General features: G+C 63.5%; 14 protein-coding genes. 10 read left to right on the top strand and 4 right to left on the bottom strand.

Features of this window, described 5'->3' with window-relative positions; translation table 11 throughout:
- Positions 1-208: 208 nt before the first annotated feature.
- From O3299_RS19685 to O3299_RS19665, 5 genes are all read left to right on the top strand, one after another.
- A complete protein-coding gene (locus O3299_RS19685) occupies positions 209-1,621 on the top strand; it encodes an ATP-binding protein (RefSeq protein WP_251349647.1) in 1,413 nt (470 codons plus the stop codon).
- Positions 1,618-2,160: a hypothetical protein gene (locus tag O3299_RS19680; RefSeq protein WP_305063019.1), complete on the top strand. Its 543-nt coding sequence runs from the start codon at positions 1,618-1,620 to the stop codon at positions 2,158-2,160. Before O3299_RS19685 ends, O3299_RS19680 begins: the two co-directional genes overlap by 4 nt.
- A complete protein-coding gene (locus tag O3299_RS19675) occupies positions 2,157-3,524 on the top strand; it encodes a sigma 54-interacting transcriptional regulator (RefSeq protein ID WP_305063018.1) in 1,368 nt (455 codons plus the stop codon). The genes O3299_RS19680 and O3299_RS19675 overlap by 4 nt, the downstream gene beginning before the upstream one ends.
- A 267-nt stretch (positions 3,525-3,791) precedes the next feature.
- Positions 3,792-4,154, top strand: a complete 363-nt coding sequence (locus O3299_RS19670) for a BON domain-containing protein (protein ID WP_034752546.1) — start codon at positions 3,792-3,794, stop codon at positions 4,152-4,154.
- A 213-nt stretch (positions 4,155-4,367) separates the two neighbouring features.
- Positions 4,368-5,372 (top strand): bile acid:sodium symporter family protein, encoded by a 1,005-nt coding sequence (locus tag O3299_RS19665; RefSeq protein ID WP_099665995.1) that lies wholly within the window; start codon positions 4,368-4,370, stop codon positions 5,370-5,372.
- Here the strand turns inward: O3299_RS19665 and O3299_RS19660 are convergent.
- Positions 5,369-6,151 (bottom strand): sterol desaturase family protein, encoded by a 783-nt coding sequence (locus O3299_RS19660; protein WP_289899731.1) that lies wholly within the window; start codon positions 6,149-6,151, stop codon positions 5,369-5,371. The genes O3299_RS19665 and O3299_RS19660 overlap by 4 nt on opposite strands.
- A 166-nt stretch (positions 6,152-6,317) precedes the next feature.
- Between O3299_RS19660 and modA the strand changes: the two genes are divergently transcribed.
- The 4 genes from modA to O3299_RS19640 are packed head-to-tail and all read left to right on the top strand — an operon-like array spanning position 6,318 to position 9,284.
- A complete protein-coding gene (gene modA, locus O3299_RS19655) occupies positions 6,318-7,076 on the top strand; it encodes a molybdate ABC transporter substrate-binding protein (RefSeq protein ID WP_099665997.1) in 759 nt (252 codons plus the stop codon).
- A 15-nt stretch (positions 7,077-7,091) separates the two neighbouring features.
- Entirely contained in the window at positions 7,092-7,763 is a 672-nt protein-coding gene (gene modB / locus O3299_RS19650) for a molybdate ABC transporter permease subunit (protein ID WP_099665998.1), read from the top strand.
- Between the two features lie 17 nt (positions 7,764-7,780).
- A complete protein-coding gene (locus O3299_RS19645) occupies positions 7,781-8,476 on the top strand; it encodes an ABC transporter ATP-binding protein (RefSeq protein WP_099668301.1) in 696 nt (231 codons plus the stop codon).
- Between the two features lie 40 nt (positions 8,477-8,516).
- Complete coding sequence (locus tag O3299_RS19640) at positions 8,517-9,284, top strand: TOBE domain-containing protein (RefSeq protein ID WP_099665999.1); 768 nt, start codon at positions 8,517-8,519, stop codon at positions 9,282-9,284.
- 1 nt (position 9,285) lies between these two features.
- Here O3299_RS19640 and O3299_RS19635 read toward each other — a convergent pair whose 3' ends face one another.
- Positions 9,286-12,360 carry a response regulator gene (locus tag O3299_RS19635; RefSeq protein WP_305063017.1) on the bottom strand — a complete coding sequence of 1,025 codons (3,075 nt, stop codon included), beginning with the start codon at positions 12,358-12,360 and terminating at the stop codon, positions 9,286-9,288.
- A gap of 249 nt (positions 12,361-12,609) precedes the next feature.
- Between O3299_RS19635 and fnr the strand changes: the two genes are divergently transcribed.
- Complete coding sequence (fnr, locus tag O3299_RS19630) at positions 12,610-13,368, top strand: fumarate/nitrate reduction transcriptional regulator Fnr (protein WP_034782711.1); 759 nt, start codon at positions 12,610-12,612, stop codon at positions 13,366-13,368.
- Between the two features lie 124 nt (positions 13,369-13,492).
- Here the strand turns inward: fnr and O3299_RS19625 are convergent, their stop codons facing one another.
- Together O3299_RS19625 and ccoG are read right to left on the bottom strand one after the other, a co-directional pair.
- Positions 13,493-14,017, bottom strand: a complete 525-nt coding sequence (locus tag O3299_RS19625; protein WP_099666001.1) for a FixH family protein — start codon at positions 14,015-14,017, stop codon at positions 13,493-13,495.
- Between the two features lie 102 nt (positions 14,018-14,119).
- Positions 14,120-15,502 carry a cytochrome c oxidase accessory protein CcoG gene (gene ccoG, locus O3299_RS19620; protein ID WP_099666002.1) on the bottom strand — a complete coding sequence of 461 codons (1,383 nt, stop codon included), beginning with the start codon at positions 15,500-15,502 and terminating at the stop codon, positions 14,120-14,122.
- Position 15,503 lies beyond the last annotated feature (1 nt).

Raw genomic sequence — 15,503 nt, 5'->3', positions numbered from 1 at the left:
ATGCCAGGGCCGGGGCCACTTTGATGCCTGTATGAAGCTTTTCTCTATTGTACTAGGAGTATCTGCGCGCCGCCGCCGTGGCTTGCTTGCCGATCGCAAAAGCAGCAACATTGTCAGATAGGCTATTTTTTGACAGGTGGCGCCCCGCGATGAACGCTTAGCGTACCATGCGCCTTTTGCACTCCAGACTGAACCGAAGGCGCCCACCTTGTCCCGACTTTCCTTTCGCCAACTGCTATTTGCCGCCTTCATTTTGACGACGGGCATTTTGACGGCCACCTCCGTGCAAGCCCTGCTGACCCTGGAACACCTGGCGCGGCTGGGGCGCGAGACGGCGGCGCAGGCGATTGCCTTGACGGAACAGTCGCAGCGCCTGTCCGAGCGCACGCTGGCCATGGAGCGCAGCGCGCGCCAATTCCTCGTGCTCGACGATCCCGTCTTCCGCGAGCGCTACGCGGCGGCCCGCGACGAAGCGACGGCGGCGCTGCAAGTGCTGAACCGGGCCACGCCCGAGTTCGCCCCGCAGTTGGCCGACGAATGGACGGTGCAGGCGCAAGCGGCGTGGGAAGTCTTGCAAGCGGGTAAGCGCCGCAAGCGCGATGGCCACGCCGTCGTGTACCGCGCGTTTGCCCGCATGACGCAGATCAATGACAGCCTGGCGCGCGAAAGCAAGACGGAAATCGGCAGCCGCAACGATGCCCTGCTGGCCGAGCTGGAACGCCAGCGCCGCCTGCTGGGCGTGCTGGTGGGCGGCGCCGTGCTGCTGGCGGCCGTGCTGGCCACCTGCTTCGGCTTTTTGTTGTCGCGCCCGCTGCGCCGCATCGAGACGGCCATCGAGCGCCTGGGCGACAAGCGCTACGACCAGCCCATTGTCGTCGGCGGCCCGGCCGACACGCGCCGCCTGGGCCAGCAGCTCGACTGGCTGCGCCAGCGCCTGGCCGATCTCGATGCCGACAAGGAACGTTTTCTGCGCCACATCTCGCATGAGCTGAAAACCCCGCTGGCGGCCCTGCGCGAAGGCGTGGCCTTGCTGGAAGACGAGGTGGCGGGCAAGCTCAGCGACGGCCAGCGGGAAATCGCCGGCATCCTGCAGCAAAACACGGCGTCCCTGCAAACCCAGATCGAAGACTTGCTGCGCTACAATACCGCCGCTTTTGATGCCCAGCATTTGGCGCGCAGCAAGGTGGACTTGCTGGTCTTGCTGCAAGATGTGGTGGCCGGGCAGCGCCTGCAATGGCTGGCGCGCCGTTTGACGGTCGAGGTGCAGGGCGCGTCGCTGATCGTGCAGGCCGACCGCGACAAGCTGGCCACGGCCCTGGCGAACCTGCTGTCGAATGCCGTGCGCTTCAGCCCGGAAGGCGGCACCGTGCGTTTCACCCTGTCTGGCGAAGGCGGCCGCGTGCGCATCGATTGCACCGACGAGGGCGCCGGCGTGGCGCCCGAGGACGCCGCGCGCATCTTCGAGCCGTTTTACCAGGGCGTGCGCCAGGCGGCCGGCGCGCGCAACGGCAATGGCATCGGCCTGTCCATCGTGCGCGAATATATCGCCGCCCACGATGGCAGCGTCACTCTTTTACCGCGCCCCGCCGGCGCGCATTTTCGGATAGAACTGCCCTTATGATGACGAGAATTCCCCTGGCCGGCATGGCCGCCTGCGCGCTGCTGTTGGGCGCTTGCGCCGCCAAGCCCCCCACCCAGACGCCCGTGCTGGTGCAGACGCCGCCGCGCGTGGTGGTGGTAGCCGATCCCCAGCTGACGGAACTGCTGGCGTATCAAAGCGCCTTGCGCCTGATGACGCCGTCGGAACTGGTGAAGGCGCAGCTGGACCTGGCGAAGGCCGATCACGCGCCGCACAACACGCTGCGCCGCGCCATGCTGCAGGCGGCCTTGCGCGGCCCCGGCGACCTGGCCCGCGCGCAAGCCCTGCTGGAACCGCTGGCCACGGCCACGGGCAAGGACGCGCAATTGCTGGCGCCGCTGGCGCAATTGCTGGGCAGCCAGTATGCGGAACTGCGCCGTCAGGAAGAGAGCATCGACAAGCTCAACACGCAGCTGCGCGACGCCCAGCGCCGCATCGACCAGCTCAATGAAAAGCTCGAAGCGCTGAAAAACATCGAGCGCAGCCTGTCCGTGCGCCCCGCCGCGGGAGCGCCGAAATGAGCGAGCACGCCCACATCTTGCTGGTCGACGACGATCCCGACCTGTTGCGCCTGCTGACCATCCGCTTGAAGGCGGGCAACTATCGCGTGACGGCCGTGGGCAGCGCGGAAGCGGCGCTGGCGCGCCTGGCCGTGGAATTGCCCGCCTTGGTTATTACCGACGTGCAATTGCCGGGCCGCGACGGCCTGGCCCTGTTCGATGAAATCCGCCGCCAGCATGCGGCCCTGCCCGTCATTTTGCTCACAGCCCACGGCACCATTCCCGACGCCGTCGACGCGACGGCGCGCGGCGCGTTTGCCTACCTGACGAAACCGTTCGACGGCAAGCTGCTGATGGAAAAAGTGGCGTATGCCATCAACTTGTCCACCGTCATGCCGGCGCCCGCGTCCGGCGACGAGAGTTGGCGTGCCGAGCTGATCAGCCGCAGCGCGCAGATGGCCGAGCTGCTGGCCGAAGCCAAGCTGGTGGCGGGTTCCGACGCCAGCATCCTGATCCGCGGCCCCAGCGGCACTGGCAAGGAATTGCTGGCGCGCGCGCTGCACAACGCCAGCCGCCGCGCCAAGGCGCCATTCATCGCCGTCAACTGCGGCGCCATTCCCGAGCAGCTGCTGGAATCGGAACTGTTCGGTCACGTCAAAGGCTCGTTTACGGGCGCCGTGGGCAACCGCGAAGGCTTGTTCCAGGCGGCCGATGGCGGCACCCTGTTCCTGGACGAGATCGGTGACATGCCGCTGCCGCTGCAGGTGAAATTGCTGCGCGTGCTGCAGGAGCGGGCCGTGCGCCCCGTGGGCGCCGACCAGACGCGTCCGGTGGACGTGCGCTTGTTGTCTGCCACGCACCGCGACCTGGACGTGGCGATGACCGAGGGGCAATTCCGCGAAGACCTGTATTACCGCCTCAACGTCGTGACCTTGACCCTGCCGCCGCTGGCCGAGCGCCGCGAAGACATCGCCTTGCTGGCGAACCATTTCCTGCAGAAGCTGGCGGCCAAGTATGAGAAACCCCTGAACGGCTTCGCACCCGACGCCTTGACGGCCCTGGTGGCGGCGCCATGGCCCGGCAATGTGCGCCAGCTGGTCAATGTCGTCGAGCAAGTGTGCGCGCTGGCCACGGCGCCGCTGGTGCCCTTGAGCCTGGTGCAGCGCGCGCTGCGCGTGCCATCGCTGGAAGCGCTCAGCTATAACGAAGCGAAGCAGCGCTTCGAGCGCGACTACCTGATCCAGCTGTTGCGTCTGACGGACGGCAACGTGGCCGACGCGGCCCGCCTGGCCGACCGCAACCGCACGGAGTTCTACCGTTTATTGCAGAAATACGAGCTGACGCCGGCCCTGTTCCGGGGCGAAGGCGACCCTGTCGCTGAATAGCGACAAAAATAAAGTATTAATAATCAACGACTTATTGTAAAACATTGATATTGTTGCCACAGGCTGTCGCTGGCAGACGACAAAAAACCCGGATTTTCGGCCCGAAACGCCGCGAAACGGGCAGGAAAAATCGAGTCTAAAGCTAAGTCGTTGATTTTGAATGGAAATTAAAAGCTGGCACGGTGCTTGCTGTATGGGTAGATGTGACGCTTCAAAGTGTTGCTTTATCCAAGTAAGAAGCTTTTAACTTCATTGAGAGGAACTACCATGCAAACATCGAAACTGTTCAATACCCTGGTCGCCGCTATCGTACTGTCGGGCGCCTCGATCACCGCTTCGCATGCCGCTGACTCCGCACCAAAAGCACAAGCTCCTGCTGACACTGTCGTGGCCGCCAACGCCGCCGCTGCCGTCCCTGATGAAACCATCACTTCCTCGGCCAAGGCCGCCCTGAGCGCCGATGCGCAAGCCGCTGCCCTGCCCGTCAAGGTGGCAACCCAGCAAGGTGTGGTCGTCCTGTCGGGCGACGTGCCGAGCGCCGAAGCGGGTGACCGCGTCGTGCAGATCGTCGCTTCCGTGAGCGGCGTGAAAGAAATCAAGAACGAGCTGAAAGTCAAAGCCGCCGGCTAAGCCCTCGCGCTGTACTTTACTCCGGGTTGCCCTGTCTGCGGACAGGGCATTTTTTTTGTCCGCACGGTTTGACCCGGCCAGCCATGCCGATGCTGCCAGGCAAGGAGCAGGGAAATACAAGTAGAATAGCCAGCACTGGCGCCGCTCCCGGCGCTGTTTGTCATCCCCGGCACAGCATTCTGTTGCAAGGCTGCGCCGTTACCAGGCTACCGCATGTCTTCTTTTTCTCCCGCTGCCCTGTTGCGCAATCTGAAACCCGATAACTTCACCATCGCCCTGCTCGTCACCGTGGCGCTGGCTACGTTTCTGCCCTGCACGGGCCAGACGGCCGTGGTCTTCGGCAACATCACCACCGTCGCCATCGGCGCCCTGTTCTTCCTGCACGGCGCCAAGCTGTCGCGCGAAGCCGTGGTGGCCGGCGCCATGCACTGGCGCCTGCACTTGCTGGTGCTGGCCAGCACCTTTGTCCTGTTTCCTCTGCTGGGCCTGGCACTGCGCCCGCTGGCGCTGACCTTCCTCACGCCCGACCTGTACATGGGCATCTTGTTCCTGTGCGCCTTGCCGTCCACCGTGCAGTCCTCCATTGCCATGACCGCCATGGCGCGCGGCAACGTGCCGGCCGCCATCTGCAGCGCTTCGGCCTCGAACTTCATCGGTATTTTCCTCGCTCCCCTCCTGGTGGGCTTGCTGGTGGCCAAGGGTGCGGAAAGCAAGTCGTCGGTGGACGCCGTGCTGTCCATCGTCCTGCAACTGCTGCTGCCCTTCCTGGCCGGCCAGTTCCTGCGCCGCTGGATCGGCCGCTGGGTCGACCGCCACAAGGCCACCCTGAAGTACGTCGACCAGGGTTCGATCTTGCTGGTGGTCTATACGGCCTTCAGCGAAGCCGTCAGCGAAGGCCTGTGGCATACGATTTCGGTGGAAACGCTGGTGGCCCTGGGCTTGATCAGCTTGCTGCTGCTGGCGCTGGTGCTGGGTATTTCGACCTTTGTCAGCCGCCGCCTGGGTTTCAACAAGGAAGATGAAATCGCCATCGTCTTTTGCGCCTCGAAGAAGAGCCTGGCCAGCGGCGTGCCCATGGCCAAGGTGCTGTTCTCCACGCGTTCGCTGGGCATGGTGATCTTGCCGCTGATGTTGTTCCACCAGATTCAGCTGATGATTTGCGCCGTGATCGCGCAAAAGTATGCGCGGCGCGACGAGGCGGCGGCGGTGCGCGTCTAGGGGATGGACGGGGCCTTGCTGCGCACCGGCCACGTCAGCGCGTCAAGCAAGGTGCCCGGCGCCTTGCCCGTGTCCAGCCCCGTCGGGGGATATTCTCCCGCGCGGGGAATATGGTGGGTGCCGAACAGCCAGTCGAAGACGGGGAACAGCCCCGCGAAATTGCAGTTGAAATGCTCGGCTTGCACCGAGTGATGAACGCGATGGTACTGCGGTGAATTGCACAGCATCCAGTAACGGCCAAAGCCGACCCGGACATTCATGTGCGGGAAAACATGATACAAGCTCAGTATCCCGTACATTCCCAGAATCACCATATTGGTCTTGAATAAGATCCCCGCCAGCAGATAGATACTGAGTGCCTTGATGCCCGCTTCGGCCCAATAGTGCCGCGTCGTTGTGCTGGCATTCATGGCCGTATCGCTGTGATGGAAGGAATGCATGGCCCACATGGCGGGTACGCGGTGTTGCACGCGATGAAAGACGTATTCCAGAAAATCCATGGTCAGGGCATACGCGAGGAAGGCCGGCGCCAGCATCCAGCCTGAAGAGGCTAGATTGATGAGCCCGCCGCCGGCCGCATTGACAAGCTGTACCGTGACGATGGCCGTGAGCGGGGCCAGCATGGCGCCGCTGGCGGCATAGATGAGCATATACGCAAGATTGAAGCGTGACGCCCCCGAAGGCTGTTGCTGCAGGGGATGCCGCCTCTCGATGAGCAATGCCAGAAGAATGACCGCCAGGAGCATCAGGGGGCCAAGCAGTAGCGCTGCGTATCCCATCGTTTAACCCTGGAAAGTAGTGGATAGTTGTCTCTTGTTAAAAATAGTCCGCCCATTCCCGTCTGTCAATGTCATTGGCATTGCCTTGACCCATGCAATGGCAGAACGCTATATATAAGTGTATATTACGCTCCTTGTTCACCGTTCACTTTACAAGGATACGATCATGCGCCTCACCTCCCTCGCCCGCCTGCTTGGCACCGCCCTGCTGGCCACCGCCGCCACCTCCGCCCTTGCCGGCGAAGTGGTGGTGTCGGCCGCGGCCAGCCTGACGAATGCGTTCAAGGATGCGGCGCAGAGCTACGAGGCGCAGTATCCTGGCAGCAAGGTTTCCCTGAACTTCGCCGCCTCGGGCGTGCTGCTGCAACAGATCGTCAAGGGCGCGCCCGTGGACGTGTTTGCCTCGGCCGACCAGGAAACCATGGATGCGGCGCAAAAGCAGGGCTTCGTCCTGCCGGCCGACCGCATGGATTTCGTCGGCAACAGCCTGGTGCTGATCGTGCCGCACGATAGCAAGCTGGGCATCAAGAACTTGAGCGACCTGACGCACAAGAGCGTGACCCGCGTGGCCATCGCCAATCCGGCCAGCGTGCCCGTCGGCCGTTACTCCGAAGGCGCGCTGAAGAAGGCGAAGCTGTGGGACGCCGTGCAGCCCAAGGCCATCGGCACGCAGAACGTGCGCCAGTCGCTCGACTATGTGGCGCGCGGCGAAGTCGATGCGGGCTTTGTCTACGCCACCGACGCGGCCATCATGAAAGACAAGGTGAACGTGGTGCTGGACGTGCCATTGGACGCGCCCGTGCTGTACCCGATCGCCACCATCAAGGACAGCGCCAACCAGGCTGAAGCGAAGCGCTTCGTCAGCTACCTGCAGACGGCGCCGGCGCAAGCCATCCTCGCCAAGTACGGTTTCAAGAAGCCATAAGGTAAACGAACGCGCATGGATATCGCCTGGACCGCGCTGGCCCTGTCGCTCAAGGTAGCGGCGTGGGCCACGGCGCTCAATTTGCTGCTCGGCATCGGTACGGGCTATGTGCTGGCGCGCACGCGTTTTCCCGGGCGCGAGCTGCTCGACGCCCTCATGACCCTGCCGATGGTGATGCCGCCCACCGTGCTCGGCTATTACCTGCTGGTGCTGCTGGGCCGGCGCGGCACGATGGGCATCTGGCTGCAGGACAACTTCGGCATCAACCTCATCTTTACGTGGCAAGGCGCCGTGATCGCTTCCACGGTGGTCGCCTTTCCCCTCGTTTTCAAGCCCGCGCGCGCCGCCTTCGAAGCGGTCGACGGCCAGCTGGAGCAGGCGGCCCGCGTGCTGGGCATCTCGGAAATGGCGATCTTTTTCCGCGTGACCTTGCCGCTGGCCTGGCGCGGCATCCTCGCCGGCGTGCTGCTGGGCTTTGTGCGCGCGCTGGGCGAGTTCGGCGCCACCCTGATGGTGGCCGGCAGCATCCCCGGCAAGACGCAGACCTTGTCGGTGGCCGTGTTTGAAGCCGTGCAGGCGGGCCAGGACGAGGTGGCCAATACGCTGGTGCTGATTATCTCCCTGGTCTGCATCGTGGTGCTGCTGTCGGCGGGCCGCCTGGCGCCCGGACGCATCGCGCACAAATGACGCAGATGATGACGCCTATGCAACTCGACCTCGACCTCCGCGCCACATTGCGCTCCGGCAAACGCCGCTTCGACCTGCAGGTGCAATGCACCTCCAGCAGCCAGCGCATCGCCATGTATGGCCCGTCCGGCGCCGGCAAGAGCATGACCCTGAAAGCCATTGCCGGCCTCTTCACGCCTGAGGCGGGCCATATCCGCCTGAACGGGCGCACCCTGTTCGATTCCGCCGCCGGCATCAATTTGCCGCCGCAGCAGCGCAATGTCGCCTATCTGTTCCAGGATTACGCGCTGTTCCCTCACCTGACGGTGCGCCAGAACGTGGGCTTTGGCCTGCGCCGCGGCTGGTTCAATCCTCGCGCGCGCGAAAAATTGCAGAAGGTCGAGCATTGGCTCGACGCCTTCCACCTGCAGGAACTGGCGCACCAGTTTCCCGACGAGTTGTCCGGTGGCCAGCGCCAAAGGGTGGCGCTGGCGAGGGCGCTCGTGGCCGAGCCGGCCGCGCTGCTGCTCGACGAGCCGTTTGCCGCCCTCGATCCGGCCCTGCGTGTCAAAATGCGCCTGGAGTTGAGCCAGTGGCAGCAGCGCCTGGACGTGCCCATGATCTTGATCACGCATGATCCGGAAGATGCGCGCATTCTGGGTGAACATGTGCTTTACTTGCGTGACGGACAAATTGACAGCATGGAAGAGACATTGGGTGAACGCATTGGATAAATCAGCGGCAGCGGAAATCGGCCTGCAAGGCTCGGTATGGATGACGGTGGGCGGAGAAAACCTGGGCGGCGCCGGCCGGGTGGAATTGCTGGGCGCCATCGCCGAGTGCGGCTCCATCACGCAGGCGGCCAAGCTTGTGAAGATGAGCTACAAGGCGGCCTGGGACGCCATCGACGCGATGAACAACCTGGCCGGCGAACCGCTGGTCGAGCGCTTGACGGGCGGCAAGGGCGGCGGCGGCACGCGGCTGACGCCACGGGGGCGCCAGCTGGTCGACAATTTCCGTATCATCGAGCGCGAGCATGCCCGCTACCTGCGCCAGCTGGGCAGCCAGGCGGAAGGCATCGCCGACGATCTTTTACTCATACGGAGAATGGCCATGAAAACCACGGCACGCAATCAATTCCTGGGCAAGGTGACCGAACTGAAACAGGGCGCCGTCAACGATGAAGTCACCCTGGAATTGCCCGGTGGCCAGCACATCGTGGCCATCGTCACGCAGGGCAGCAGCGCGAGCCTGGGCCTGGTGCCGGGCGCGGAAGCGTTTGCGCTGATCAAGGCGTCATCCATCATCCTCGTGACGGACAGCCAGGGCGCGCGTTTTTCCGCGCGCAACCAGCTGGCCGGGGTCGTGACGCGCGTGCAGACGGGCGCCGTCAATACGGAAGTGGTGCTGGACTTGCCGCGCGGCGGCACGATTGCCGCCATCATCACCAACCAGAGCAGCACCGACCTGGGCATCGAACTCGGCAGTAACGTGACGGCGATTTTTAAAGCGTCCAGCGTGATTCTGGGCGTGCCCGCCTGATTTAATCCTGCAGGCGCGACAACCAATCGGCCGCCGCCGCCAGCGCCTGTTCCAGTTCCTGCGCCGTGTGCGCCAGCAGCGCCGGGGCCTCGTCCAGGCGGCCCGCATCGATGGCTTCCTCGGTGGCGAACGCGGCGCGGATCAGGCGTTTCGTGCCTAGGGTGCCGACGGAGCCGCGCACGCTGTGCAGGATGCGTGCCACGTCGCTGTGGCGGCCCGCCTGCAACGCCGTTTCGGCGTCGCGCACGGGCGTCATGCCCTTGTTCAGCGCGTCTTCCACCATGCGCCGCAGCACGCCGCGCCCCTTCGCATCGCGTCCCATCACGCGCATCAGCGGCGCCATGGAAAACACTTCCTCATCGGCGACGCGTGCCGGCTCGGCCGTCTGAACTTGCGGGCGCTTGGGCAGGTGGCGCAGGATGACTTCCATCATCTCTTCCACCACCACGGGCTTGGCGATGAAATCGCTGATGCCGGCCGTCATGCAGCGCTCGCGCTCGGACGCCAGCACGCCGGCCGTCATGGCGATCACGGGCAGGTGCAAGCGCAGTTCCGTGCGGATGATGTGGGTGGCGCTGAAACCGTCCATGACGGGCATCTGCATGTCCATCAGCACGATGTCGTAGCGCAGCGCTTCCGTGCGCAGCCGTTCCACGGCTTGCAAGCCGTCGCCCACCACGTCCAGGGTGGCGCCCATGTGTTCGAGGATGCCGCGCGCCACGGCCTGGTTCAAATGATTGTCTTCCACCAGCAGGAAATGCACGCCGGCCAGTTCCGTGCCCAGCGGCTGGTGCAGCATGCGCTGCTCGCCGCCGTCGTCCTTCGCGATCAGCGCCTGGTGCAGGGCGTCGAACAGGCTCGATCCCGTGATCGGCTTCATCAGCACGACGTCGGCCTCGGCCGCGCTGGAGATTTCTTCCAGGTGGTTGCGGGCGAACGCGTTGACCATCACCACGATGGGCTGGCGCTGGCCGCTGGCCGCCTGGCGGATGGCCTTGGCCGTGGCCAGGCCATCCATGACGGGCATGTGCCAGTCGGCCAGCACCACGTCATACGGTTGCTGCTGCGCCAGGCGTTCGCGGTACAGCTCGATGGCGGCAAAGCCGGAGTCCACTTCGTCGGCCAGCCAGCCCCACGCCTCGATCAGCTTGACGATCAGTTCGCGCGTGGTGCGGTTGTCGTCGGCCACCAGCAGGCGCAGCTGGCCCAGCGCCGGCGTGCGCCGCGTTTCGGCCGGTTGCGCCAGCATTTCGAAGGGCACGCTGAACCAGAAGCGGCTGCCCTTGCCTTCGCTGCTGGCGACGGCGATGTCGCCGCCCATCATGTGGATCAGCTGCTTGCTGATGGCCAGGCCCAGGCCCGTGCCGCCGAAGCGCCGCGTGATGCTCTGGTCGCCCTGGGAAAACGCGGCAAACAGCTGCTGTTGCTGCAGTTCCGTCATGCCGATGCCCGTGTCGCGCACCTCGAAGCGCAGCCAGGCGCGGCCGCTCTCGCTCTCGGCCAGGCTGACGGCCACCACCACTTCGCCGCTCTCCGTGAACTTGATGGCGTTGCCGGCCAGGTTGACGAGGATTTGCTGCAGGCGCTGGGCGTCGCCCACGAGGCGCCGCGGCACGTCGGGCTCGACGGCGATGGCCAGTTCCAGCTCCTTTTCGCCCGCATTCATCGTCATCGTCGTGGCCAGGGTATTCATGACTTCGTCGAGGTCGAATTCGACGGGCGACAATTCCATGCGCCGTGCCTCGATCTTCGAATAGTCGAGCACGTCGTTGAGGATGCCCAGCAGCGACTGGCCCGCCACGCGCACCATGGTCAGATACTTGCGCTGTTCCGTGTCGAGTCTGGTATTGCCCAGCAAATACACCATGCCCAGCACGGCATTGAGGGGCGTGCGGATTTCATGGCTCATGTTGGCCACGAAATCGCTCTTCGCGCGGTTGGCCGCCTCGGCCCGGTCGCGTTCCTGTTCCAGCTCCGCCGCGCGCGATTCGAGTTCCTGCTGCAGACGGTCGCGTTCGCTCATCAGGCCGTTGAACGCTTCCGTCAGTTCGCCGATTTCGTCGCGCTGCTGCACCGGCACGGGCGTGAAGCGGCTGCCGCTGGTGCGCAGGGCTTGCAGGGTGTCGCGCAGGCGCACCAGCGGCGACAGCAGGCGCACGGTGACCCAGCCCAGCACGAAGGCGGCCAGCAGCGAGGCGAGGATGCTCCACAGCACCAGCCGGTACAGCACGCCATCGAACGGTTCGAAGGCATCTTCGACGGGGAGCGAGGCGGCCAGCAGCCAGTTCACGGATTTCAGGCGCTTGAAGCTGTTGACGGCCGTGATGCCGCGGCTGTTGGTGCTGACCATGCTGCCTTCGCCATCTTCCTTCAGCAGCCGGGTGGTCGTCAGGTTGGCGTTCGGCTGGCGCGGTTGCAGCAGCCGGCTGGTATCGGGATGCAGCACGTAGCGCGGCACGGCGCCGCGCGTGAGGATGAAGTAATAGCCGCTCTTGCCGATCTTTTCCGAGCGCAGGCGGCCCAGCAGGTTGTCCTTGTACAGGCGCAGCACGCCGATCACGACGCCGGCCACCTGGCCATCGGCGGCCAGCACGGGCGCCACCATCTGCACGATGGGCATGCCGCTCGACTTGCCCAGCATCGGTTCGGTGATCATGGGCTGGCGCGTGCGCAGGACGGTCTGGAAATACTCGCGCTCGGCGACGTTGATGCCGGCGCGCCCCGCTACTTCCGGCATGTCGGCCACGACGGCGCCATGCGCGTCGAGCACCAGCACGTCATCGAACAGCACCAGCATCGAGCGGCGCGAATAGTATTCGCGCAATTGGGCGGGCCGGGCGATCAATTCCGGCGGCTGCTGCCTGGCCGTCAGGGTGACGATCTGCAGCAGCATGCCCAGCTTGTCGTCGAGTTCGGCGGCGGTGCGGCTGATCAGGGACGATTGCTGGCTCAGCAGTACTCGGGTGAAGTCGTCGCGCATGTGCTGCACCTGGATCATGGTGACCAGCGCGATCATGGCGATCGAGGTCAGGCTGGTGGCCAGCGCGACTTTTGCTTTAATGCCGAGAGGCTTCATGATTTCCTTTTCAGTACCGGGCGGCACAGGCGGCAGATAATGCTGTCAGGAATTTTCCTATCAATGCCCCAGCTTGGCAAGCGCCGCCGCGCAAATTGCCCGCCCCGTACGGGCTTTTGACGATGTTGCCATATAATTAAAGGCTGGACGTCGTTTATTCGCCGAATTTACGGTGAAATTGGCATACGGCAACCCTGTATGCGGCTGTATGCAGTAAACTTGTTGTTGCATTTTCTAAAAGGTACCGACATGACTGAAGCGCTACTCACTCCAACCTTGCCCACCGTGAACGTGGAGGCGTTGCGTGCGCGATGCTCGACCTGCAGCATGCATCAATTGTGCCTGCCGATGGGCCTCGATGTGGGCGACATGGACAGGCTGGATCAGATCATCGGCCGCCGCCGCAAGATCGTGCGCGGCGCCTCGCTGTTCCGTATCGGCGACTCGTTCCAGAACCTGTATGCGATCCGCCTGGGGCATTTCAAGACGTACCAGATCAATCCGGGCGGCGAAGAGCAGGTGACGGGCTTCCAGATGGCGGGTGAACTGCTGGGCATGGACGCCATCAGCGCCGACCGCCACCACTGTAATGCGGTGGCGCTGGAAGACAGCGAAGTGTGTGAAATCCCGTTTTCCAGCCTGGAACAATTGCTGGGCAACATGCCGACCCTGCTGCGCCATTTCCACCGCATGATGAGCCAGGAAATCACGCGCGAGCAAAGCGTCATGTTGCTTTTGGGTAACATGCAGGCGACGCAGCGCTTTGCCGCCTTCATCGTCAACCTGGCGTCGCGCTATGAAGCGCGCGGCTATTCGGGCAGCAATTTCCAGCTGCGCATGTCGCGCGAGGAAATCGGCAACTACCTGGGCCTGACCATCGAGAGCGTCAGCCGCCTGCTGTCGAAGTTCAAGAAGGAAGGCTGGCTGCGCGTCTCGAACCGGGAAATTGAAATCCTGCAGCCGGCCAAGCTGAAAGCCATTACGGCCGGCACGGACGTCTGCAAGTAACAGCACCGTCAAAACCTGCTGCGCGTCGCGCTTTGCGGCTTGCGATGCTCGCTGTGCTATAGCACAGCTGCGCTTCTCAACCACAAATCACTGCCGCTCGCTACGGTTTTCCCGGCGCTGTACGTTATAGCTCTTCATCCGCATGCAGCGCGATGCTGCGCTGCAGGGGCCAGGTCCAGATGCCGGACAGGCGCCACTCGCGTTTGTCGTTTTCCACCAGCACTTGCCAGCGGCTGCGCTCGAGCATCGGCAGCGCTACGGAAAAATTGCCGGCTGCGTCGGGCTGCACCAGCACCTTGATATCCTTTTCCGGCAGGGTCGCATGCGCCAGGTGCAGCTGCAAAGGCGCTTGATAGGCCTTGCCGAAGCTGTGCACGGAACCGGTCAGGCGCGCTGCAGCGACGTCATACGACAGGCGCGTATCCATCGCCAGGTCGCTGGCGATCGTGTCGCGCTTCAAATCCTGGTTGATCGCCTTGCCCTGCTTGTAATAATCGCCCACCACCAGCGCATCGGGCTGCGTAAACGCGATATAGCCCATGAAGCTGCCGACGACCACGGACAGGCCGGGGCCGATCATCAGCAGCCATGGCCAGCGATGCTTGTACCACGGTGCAACGGGTGCTTGCAGTTTCAGACTGTCGGACATGATATTTCTCCTGTTTAATCAGCCAGTCCCCGCATGGGGACCGGCCTTCCTGCAACTTCGTGGCGGCGGCGAGGGCACCCGGTCCCCGTCCGCCTTTCCTTGTTAACGCGGCACGATGAATACCGCGCTTTCACGCACATGCAGCGATGGGTCGTCCAGCGATTGCAATTCGATCGCAATCTTGTTCGAGCCCTTCTCTCCCACGCCGTGCGGCACGCGCAGGCGGATCGGCCAACCCAGCGTTTCCGTCGGCTGCAAGGTCACTTCTTCGCGCGTCAGCAAGGTCAGGCCCGGCAAGCCGGAAGCGCTGATTTTGAAATGCTGGCTTTGCTCCGACGTGTTCATGATCTGCAGGCGGTAGACGTTTTCGATCATGCCGTCTTCCACTTCGCGTCCCATGGAACCGCGGTCGCGGATCACGTCCATTTTCAGAGGCGTGCGCAGGGCCAGCGAAGTACACACGGCGATGATGATCAGGGCCAGGATGGAAGTGTAGATCAAGACGCGCGGGCGCATGGCGCGCTGGCGTATCTGCTTCGAATTGAAGTTGTTTTCCATCGCATGGTCGGTACTGTAGCGTACCAGTCCCCGTGGCCGGTCGACTTTGTCCATCACGCTGTTGCAGGCATCGACGCAAGCGGCGCAACCGATGCATTCATACTGCAGGCCGTTACGGATATCGATGCCGGTCGGACACACCTGCACGCACAGGGTACAGTCGATGCAATCGCCCAGCTTGTCGTTGTTGCCGGCCTTCTTGCTCATGGCGCCACGTGGTTCACCGCGCTTGGCATCGTAGGTGATGATCAGGGTGTCCTGGTCGAACATGGCGCTCTGGAAGCGCGCGTAGGGGCACATGTATTTGCACACCTGCTCGCGCAGCCAGCCCGCGTTGCCGTAGGTTGCCAGACTGTAGAACAAGACCCAGAACCATTCCCAGGGACCGAAGTTCAGCGTGGTCACCGACTGCGCCAGTTCCTTGATCGGCGTGAAGTAGCCGACAAAGGTAAAGCCCGTCCACAGGGCGATGGCGCCCCATACCAGGTGCTTGGCCGTCTTCTTGAACGCCTTGCGCACGGAGGGGCCCTGCTTGTCGAGGGCCATGCGCGCGCTGCGCGTGCCCTCGATGCGGCGTTCGACCCACAGGAAAATTTCCGTGTATACCGTTTGCGGGCAAGAGAACCCGCACCACACCCGCCCGGCAATGGCCGTGACGAGGAACAACAAATACGCACAGATGATCAGCAGGGCCGCCAGATAGATGAAATCCTGGGGCCACAGCACGACGCCGAAAATGTAGAACTTGCGCGTGGTCAAATCGAACAGCAGGGCTTGCCTGCCATTCCAGGTCAACCACGGCAAGCCGTAGAACGCCAGCTGGGTAAGCCATACGCATACCCATCGCCAGGTAGCGTAGCGTCCTTTGGCCTCGCGAGGGTAGATTTGCTCGCGGGCCGCATACATCTTGATGACTTGAGGTTCCATT

This window comes from Janthinobacterium sp. SUN176 (assembly GCF_030587335.1).
In the GTDB taxonomy this organism is placed as follows: Bacteria; Pseudomonadota; Gammaproteobacteria; order Burkholderiales; family Burkholderiaceae_D; genus Janthinobacterium; species Janthinobacterium kumbetense.
This window is presented reverse-complemented; position numbering and strand designations above follow the sequence as displayed.

Excerpts from the sequence above, each read along its gene's own strand:
- O3299_RS19680 (WP_305063019.1), top strand. The coding sequence starts at position 1,618 with ATGATGACGAGAATTCCCCTGGCCGGCATGGCCGCCTGCGCGCTGCTG.
- O3299_RS19675 (WP_305063018.1), top strand. The coding sequence starts at position 2,157 with ATGAGCGAGCACGCCCACATCTTGCTGGTCGACGACGATCCCGACCTG.
- O3299_RS19670 (WP_034752546.1), top strand. The coding sequence starts at position 3,792 with ATGCAAACATCGAAACTGTTCAATACCCTGGTCGCCGCTATCGTACTG.
- O3299_RS19665 (WP_099665995.1), top strand. The coding sequence starts at position 4,368 with ATGTCTTCTTTTTCTCCCGCTGCCCTGTTGCGCAATCTGAAACCCGAT.
- O3299_RS19660 (WP_289899731.1), bottom strand. The coding sequence starts at position 6,151 with ATGGGATACGCAGCGCTACTGCTTGGCCCCCTGATGCTCCTGGCGGTC.
- modA (WP_099665997.1), top strand. The coding sequence starts at position 6,318 with ATGCGCCTCACCTCCCTCGCCCGCCTGCTTGGCACCGCCCTGCTGGCC.
- modB (WP_099665998.1), top strand. The coding sequence starts at position 7,092 with ATGGATATCGCCTGGACCGCGCTGGCCCTGTCGCTCAAGGTAGCGGCG.
- O3299_RS19645 (WP_099668301.1), top strand. The coding sequence starts at position 7,781 with ATGCAACTCGACCTCGACCTCCGCGCCACATTGCGCTCCGGCAAACGC.
- O3299_RS19640 (WP_099665999.1), top strand. The coding sequence starts at position 8,517 with ATGACGGTGGGCGGAGAAAACCTGGGCGGCGCCGGCCGGGTGGAATTG.
- O3299_RS19635 (WP_305063017.1), bottom strand. The coding sequence starts at position 12,360 with ATGAAGCCTCTCGGCATTAAAGCAAAAGTCGCGCTGGCCACCAGCCTG.
- fnr (WP_034782711.1), top strand. The coding sequence starts at position 12,610 with ATGACTGAAGCGCTACTCACTCCAACCTTGCCCACCGTGAACGTGGAG.
- O3299_RS19625 (WP_099666001.1), bottom strand. The coding sequence starts at position 14,017 with ATGTCCGACAGTCTGAAACTGCAAGCACCCGTTGCACCGTGGTACAAG.
- ccoG (WP_099666002.1), bottom strand. The coding sequence starts at position 15,502 with ATGGAACCTCAAGTCATCAAGATGTATGCGGCCCGCGAGCAAATCTAC.